General features: G+C 54.6%; 5 protein-coding genes. All 5 read right to left on the reverse strand.

Annotated features, from left to right (window positions below):
• Nucleotides 1-765 (reverse strand): ABC transporter ATP-binding protein (locus HXY34_12695; GenBank protein ID NWF96992.1); only part of this gene is annotated, 765 nt, incomplete at its 3' end.
• A gap of 1 nt (nucleotide 766) precedes the next feature.
• Complete coding sequence (locus HXY34_12700) at nucleotides 767-1777, reverse strand: ABC transporter ATP-binding protein (GenBank protein ID NWF96993.1); 1011 nt, start codon at nucleotides 1775-1777, stop codon at nucleotides 767-769.
• A gap of 5 nt (nucleotides 1778-1782) precedes the next feature.
• Entirely contained in the window at nucleotides 1783-2637 is an 855-nt protein-coding gene (locus tag HXY34_12705; protein NWF96994.1) for an ABC transporter permease, read from the reverse strand.
• A 449-nt stretch (nucleotides 2638-3086) separates the two neighbouring features.
• Complete coding sequence (locus tag HXY34_12710; GenBank protein NWF96995.1) at nucleotides 3087-4106, reverse strand: ABC transporter permease; 1020 nt, start codon at nucleotides 4104-4106, stop codon at nucleotides 3087-3089.
• 333 nt (nucleotides 4107-4439) lie between these two features.
• Nucleotides 4440-6122, reverse strand: a 1683-nt coding sequence (locus HXY34_12715) for a hypothetical protein (protein ID NWF96996.1), incomplete at its 5' end; no start/stop codon positions are given.

The following is a 6122-nucleotide window of genomic DNA, read 5'->3' on the forward strand; positions in this document are numbered from 1 at the left end:
GTATGGATGAAGTGGGTCCTCGTAGATTGAGTCCTTGTCTGCGAGCTCGATGATTTGCCCCAGATACATGACGGCTATTCTGTCGCACACGTGTCGGGCCGTGGCAAGGTCATGTGAAATGAAGAGGTACGTGAGGTTCAGTTCTCTCTTGAGGTCCATCATCAGCTCTAGGATCTGTGCTTTGATTGATACATCGACCATTGCAACTGGCTCATCAGTGACCACGAACTCTGGATTCACAACGATTGCACGACCGAAGACGACTCTCTGTTTCTGTCCGCCGCTCAGCTGGTGTGGCAGTCTGTTATAGAATGACGCGGCTGGTGATAGTCCTACTCGCTCCAGCACCATCTCGGCCCTGGCCTTCCGCTCTTCAGGTGTGCCCATGTCCTGAAAGCGTAGAGCGTCAGCTATCGCATCACCAACACTGAGTCTTGGGTTCAGAGATGATGTGGGGTCTTGGAACGTGAACTGAAATCGTCTTCTCATCATTCTGAGCTTGTCACCCTTGAGACTGGCGATGTCAGTCCCGTCAAAGAGTATCTGTCCGCTGGTGGGGTCTTCAAGTCGCACACACAGCCTGCCTGTCGTCGTCTTGCCTGAACCACTCTCACCGGCAAGTCCGAGTACTTCTCCCTTGTCTATGTGAAAGGACACCCCATCAACTGCCCTGACATATTCGCGCTCCTTGGAAAACAGGGAAGTGAGAAAGCCCTTCTGAAGCGGGAAGTACTTCTTGAGTTCGCGAACCTCGACAAGCTTCACATCAGACACCTCCATAGAGATGACATGCTACTCTTCCGCCCGAGAAGCTCTCTGTCAGTTGTGGTTCAACAGACTCACAGACAGACATGGCATTGGGGCAGCGTGGTCTGAACATGCATCCGGGCAGCGGACATACGAGGTCAGGTGGAGCCCCCGGTATCCACGAGAGTCTCTTCTTGGGCTGAGTCACATCAGGCACCGACTGAAGGAGTGCCCTTGTATACGGGTGTTGCGGGTTCTCGAACAGAGCCTCGGTCTCAGCAAGCTCGACTACTCGGCCGGCATAGATGATGGCAATCTCGTCTGCTGTCTGCGCTAACACCCCGAGATTGTGGGTTACAAGTATCATCGTCAGGTTGAAGTCGTTCTTGAGGTCCGCCATCTCCTTCAGTATCTGGGCCTCGACTATCACATCCAGAGAGGTCGTTGGCTCGTCTGCTATGAGTAGACGCGGCTTCAGGGCCAGTGCCAGACCAATCATGACCCTCTGTCGCATACCCCCCGAGAACTGATGAGGGTAGTCTGACATCCTCTCCGGTCGTATGCCGAGTTTCTCGAGGGTTTCTCCTGCCTGCCGGAGTGCCTCGTCCTTGGTGGTCCCGGGGCAATGTGCACAGATGAGTTCGGTGAAGTGCCTTCCAATCGAACTCATCGGGTTCAGTGAGGTCATGGGGTCCTGGAATATGTAGGCAATCTGCTGACCGCGCAGTGCCCTCATTTGCTCTTCCGACAGTCTGAGCAGGTTCAGTTTTCCCTTGGGGACTGTGGTCTGTCCACACTCTATGTCTCTGTCAGTCACGAGATGAATCTCCCCGCTCGTGATGACCCCGGGATACGGCACAAGTCTCATGATGGCGCGCCCCAGCGTTGACTTGCCGCAGCCACTCTCTCCTGCCAGTCCAAGTGTGCGATTCTCGGCGAGGGACAAGGAGACTCGGTCGATTCCCTTTGCAACCCCGCGTCTTGTCCTGTACTCAACCGTGAGGTCCTTGATAGTCAGTAGGTCGACCATGTTGATCACTCCCTCAGTCTTGGCGTGAGTATCTCGTTGAATCCCTCACCTGCAAGCGTGAAACCCAATGCAAGCAGCACTATCATCAGTCCGGGGAAGGTGATGACCCACCACGCCCCGCTGAGCAGCTGGAGCCATCCGAAGGTGAGGTCCCAACCCCAGTCTGCAATATCAATGGGCAGTCCCAGTCCCACGAATGTCAGTCCGGCAGCAGTGAGCACAGCGTCTGCGAAGTTCAGCGACATGACTACAATCGAAGAGGGCAGGACATTTGGCAGGATGTATCTGAGCATGATGCTACGGTCTGGCGCCCCCATTACTCTTGCGGCTTCCACGTAGGGCAGTTCCCTGATTGTGAAGACCTGGCTCCTTATGACCCGGTAGTAGGAGGGTACGTAGACCACCGCGATGGCGAGCGCCATGTTCACCACACCCGGGCCCAGCATGGCCGCAATCGCTATGGCGAGGACCAGACCCGGAAACGCAAAGATGCTGTCCATGATGAGGGAAACGACACGGTCCACCTTTCCGCTCCAGAATGAGGCGGCAAGGCCGACAGGCACACCGATGATGAAGCAGATGGACACGGAGAGGACGGCCACTTGCAGCATGGTAGCTCCTCCTGCGATTGTCCTGCTAAGAAGGTCTTGACCAAGCGAGGTCGTCCCCAGGGGGAACTGCGGTGAAGGTGGTTCCAATGGCCTTCCAACGTCGAGCGTGAACGGCTTGTATGGCACTATGTAGAGTGAAACGGCAGTCATGTAGACTATCGCGAAGACTATGACTAGGCCCGCCGTCGCAAGAAGAGCTGGTGTTCCCCGATCTCTCATCTTCGGGTATCCCACTACTAGTACCGACATGAGAGCTGTGAGCGCGCCACCTCCCACTGCTATGGACATGACGATACTGATTCCCTCTGCCGGGAGCAATAGGCCTGCAAGCAGTCCGCCTAGACCTGAGACGAGTACGATTGACAGCAACAGTGCTGCCATTTGCTGCCTCAAGCTCTGTGCTTTCTGACCGTTGCGGCGACCTATAGAATGTCGTGCCACCCACAGGAGGAGCCGCCTGAAGAACGGGGTAGCAACACACACCAGAACGGTGGCTCCGACAACTGGCAGACCGATACCACTGTTGGAGCGCAATGCCAGTCCAACAAGGCCCGTGACTATCGACAGCGCGAGGACAACCGTCAATAGCAATGCGATCCTGAGTCTCATTGACGCCCTTGCGATGGGCTCCTTTGCCTTGGACAGTCCAAGCAGAACACCTCTGACAAGCTGGTCTTGTTTCACTCTTCGTTCCTCCATCAGAGCCTTATCCTGGGGTCAAGCCACGCATATATGATGTCCACGACCAGAGTCACGAGGGTCACGAGTACTCCAAAGAAGACCACAGTGCCCTGAATGGCAGTGTAGTCACGGTGATTGATTCTCTGTACGAGGTATGTGCCGAGACCCTGCCAGCTGAAGGTTGTTTCAGTGAGTACTGCACCAGCAAGAAGTGTGGCGAACTGGAGCCCTATCATCGTTAGAATCGGCAGGAATGCGTTCTTGAGGGCGTAAGTGTACGTGATGGTCTTGGCCGGCAGCCCTCGCGCCTCCGCTGCAACAACAAAGTCCGTCCTAAGAGTCTCGAGCATATTGGTACGCGTCAGACGAATGAATATCCCACAGAGAATGGTGCCCAGAGTCACAGATGGCAAAACCAGATACTTCATTGCAATCAAGAAGCCGTAGAGGTTGCCTGTCAGTAAGCTGTCAACGGTGTACATGCCTGTTATTCTTGGAGGCAGGAACGCGTCAGCAAGTCTTGGGTCAAAGCGTCCACCAGTTGGCAGCCAGTTCAACCAGATGCCGAAGATGAGCTGGAATATCATGCCCAAGAAGAAGACAGGTATGGCGTATGTGACTATGCCTGCCACCCTGATTGCGTTGTCTGTCGTTGTACCATATCGCTTTGCAGACCTTATGCCCAGTGCAGTCCCCAGGAGTACAGCGAACAACAGCGAGTAGATTGCAAGTTCAAGGGTGGCGGGAAATCGACTGTAGATGTGCGATGATATGGATGAGAAGTCTTGCATCGACTTTCCCAAGTCGCCCATGAAAAGACCTGCGATGTAGTTCACGTACTGCTCGATGAGTGGGCGGTCAAGTCCAAGTTCCTGCTTGAACTCGGCGAGCGTAGCAGGGTCCACGTTCTTCTCAAAGTGTAACAGTGCTGGGTCACCGGGTACGACTCGCAGGACAACAAAGACCAGCGTCAGAAGAAAGAACACCATCGGGATGGCAAGTGCAATCCGTGTAGCTATGTATGATCTCAGAGTCATTTGCTGTCACCAATCGTTTGCTTCTGTGCGACTCACGAGGGACCCTATCCGCCTCATGACGGCATGAACTGATGCCGAGCGGTGAAGAACCTCCTCTTTTAGATTGTGCTCCAAGCCGGTATCAGCAATCGTACTAAACATCTGTCAAAGGAAATGTGGACAAGAGGTACGTGCGTAAAGGTGCCAGTGACTGTCAACATGGATGGTGTCTTGGACTCCGGCTTCTTGGTGCACCAGCCATTATGATGGCGGCCGGGCCAAGTTTCAACGGCCATCACAAAAAGAGGGAGATTGCGCCAGGAACTCCTGACGCATCTCTTCAGCTAAACTGCTTTACGGTCCTGTTGTCGCTGGAGACCCAAGATAGAGCAACCAGTGACGCCAGTTGACGGTGATGTCGAGTATTACGCCGTGAACAGTCGTCTTGGTCACAGCAATGGTGTTGCTCTGCCACAACGGAATCACGGAGCACTCGTCGGCCTGCAAGTCCTGAAGACTGTAGTATGCAGCCTGTCGTGCAGCCGGAGTAGTTGCGCTTCGGCCAGCAACCCAGAGGTTATACTGTGCCACACCGCCAGCGGGGTATGTGCTGTTGTAGCCCATGTTGAGCCACGAGGCAAAGGGCAGGAACGCATAGTTGTCTGGGTCGATGAAGTCGGGGTACCAGCCGTACATATACATCGGCATGGTCCCTGCATTCCTCTGCAACCTGTAGGTTGGCCAGTCAAGGCCGTGCAGGTTCACAGTTATCGCTCCGCACGCCTCTAGGTCCGTCTTGTAGACTGCCGCCTGAGAAGCGCTCTCCGGGTAGTGTCCCGAACTCTCGTAGTAGAAGTCTATCACGAGCTTGTGCGTTGTGTTGTAGCCTGCACTTGCAAGTTGTGCCAGCGCATAGGTGTAGTTCGCACTACCATACTTCTGGAACGATGGCTTATGATATGCCATTCCTGCAGGTATTATTGAGTAGAGCGGTTCGAAGTCGCCTAGGAAGACAGTCTCAGTGACGTGCGTTCTGTTCAACGCCGCCGCCACAGCCCTTCTCACCGCAGTGTTGTTGAATGGAGCAATGTTCTGCTGGAAGCATATGTACTGTATCTGCGCACCGACTCCTTCCCAGACTCGGACGTTGGTGCTGGCACGGAAGGTGTTGATCTGAGTGGACGTCAGCTGCCTGTATGCTATGTCAATCTCTCCCGCCGTCATTGCTGCGGCCAAGGCTGTCGAACTCGAGTACATCTTTATGACAATGTTGTCCGTTCTTGGCAGGCCGGCAGCAGCATTCCAGTAGTACGGATTCTTCACCAGGCGGATTTCGGAGTCACTTCCACCGGTTCTTACCCAGCTGGCAAGTGTGTACGGTCCGAGTCCACATGGTGTGCTGTGGCGGGCGTCACCCTCGGTGTACGAGACCACTTGGTCCATGGGTGCATACAACGGATCGACCATGTACGATGCTGCACATGACAGTAGCTGAAGGAATGGTGCGAAGGGTATCTTCAGGTTGAAGCGGACCACGTACGTGCTCACCACCTCAACGCTCTCAATGATCGCATCATACTCCATGTTGAGCTGTGGACCGTCCGGCTCCCAGAGCCCTTGGCCGGTCAAGTTGCAGTTCCTGTCAAAGGTGTACTTCACGACTGTTGCATTGAACGGTCTCACGCCATCAAAAGTGACATTCTGACGGAGTGTGAAGTCCCAAGTCTTGCTATCGAGGGAGGTGTTCCAGCTCACTGCAAGGGCTGGTTTGATATCATCCGCTCCCGCCTCAGAGCCCGGTTCTATCTCCACGAGCCCAGAGCTGAGGGCGGTTATGATCTCCCATCCGAAATAGTCATACGCTTGTGCCATGTCGAGGCTGCTCTCCACCGAGTCGGTCGTCCCCATGATTATGAGGTTGGTCGGGGGCGCTAGCGGGTTTATCGTCAGATACCAGATGCCAGCGGCAGCAATCAAGACTATGACGACAAGCGCGATATTTTGGTTGCGGTTCAGTTCAATTCCTCCGAGTGGCAA

The organism is Candidatus Thorarchaeota archaeon (genome assembly GCA_013388835.1).
Classification (GTDB): Archaea; Asgardarchaeota; Thorarchaeia; order Thorarchaeales; family Thorarchaeaceae; genus JACAEL01.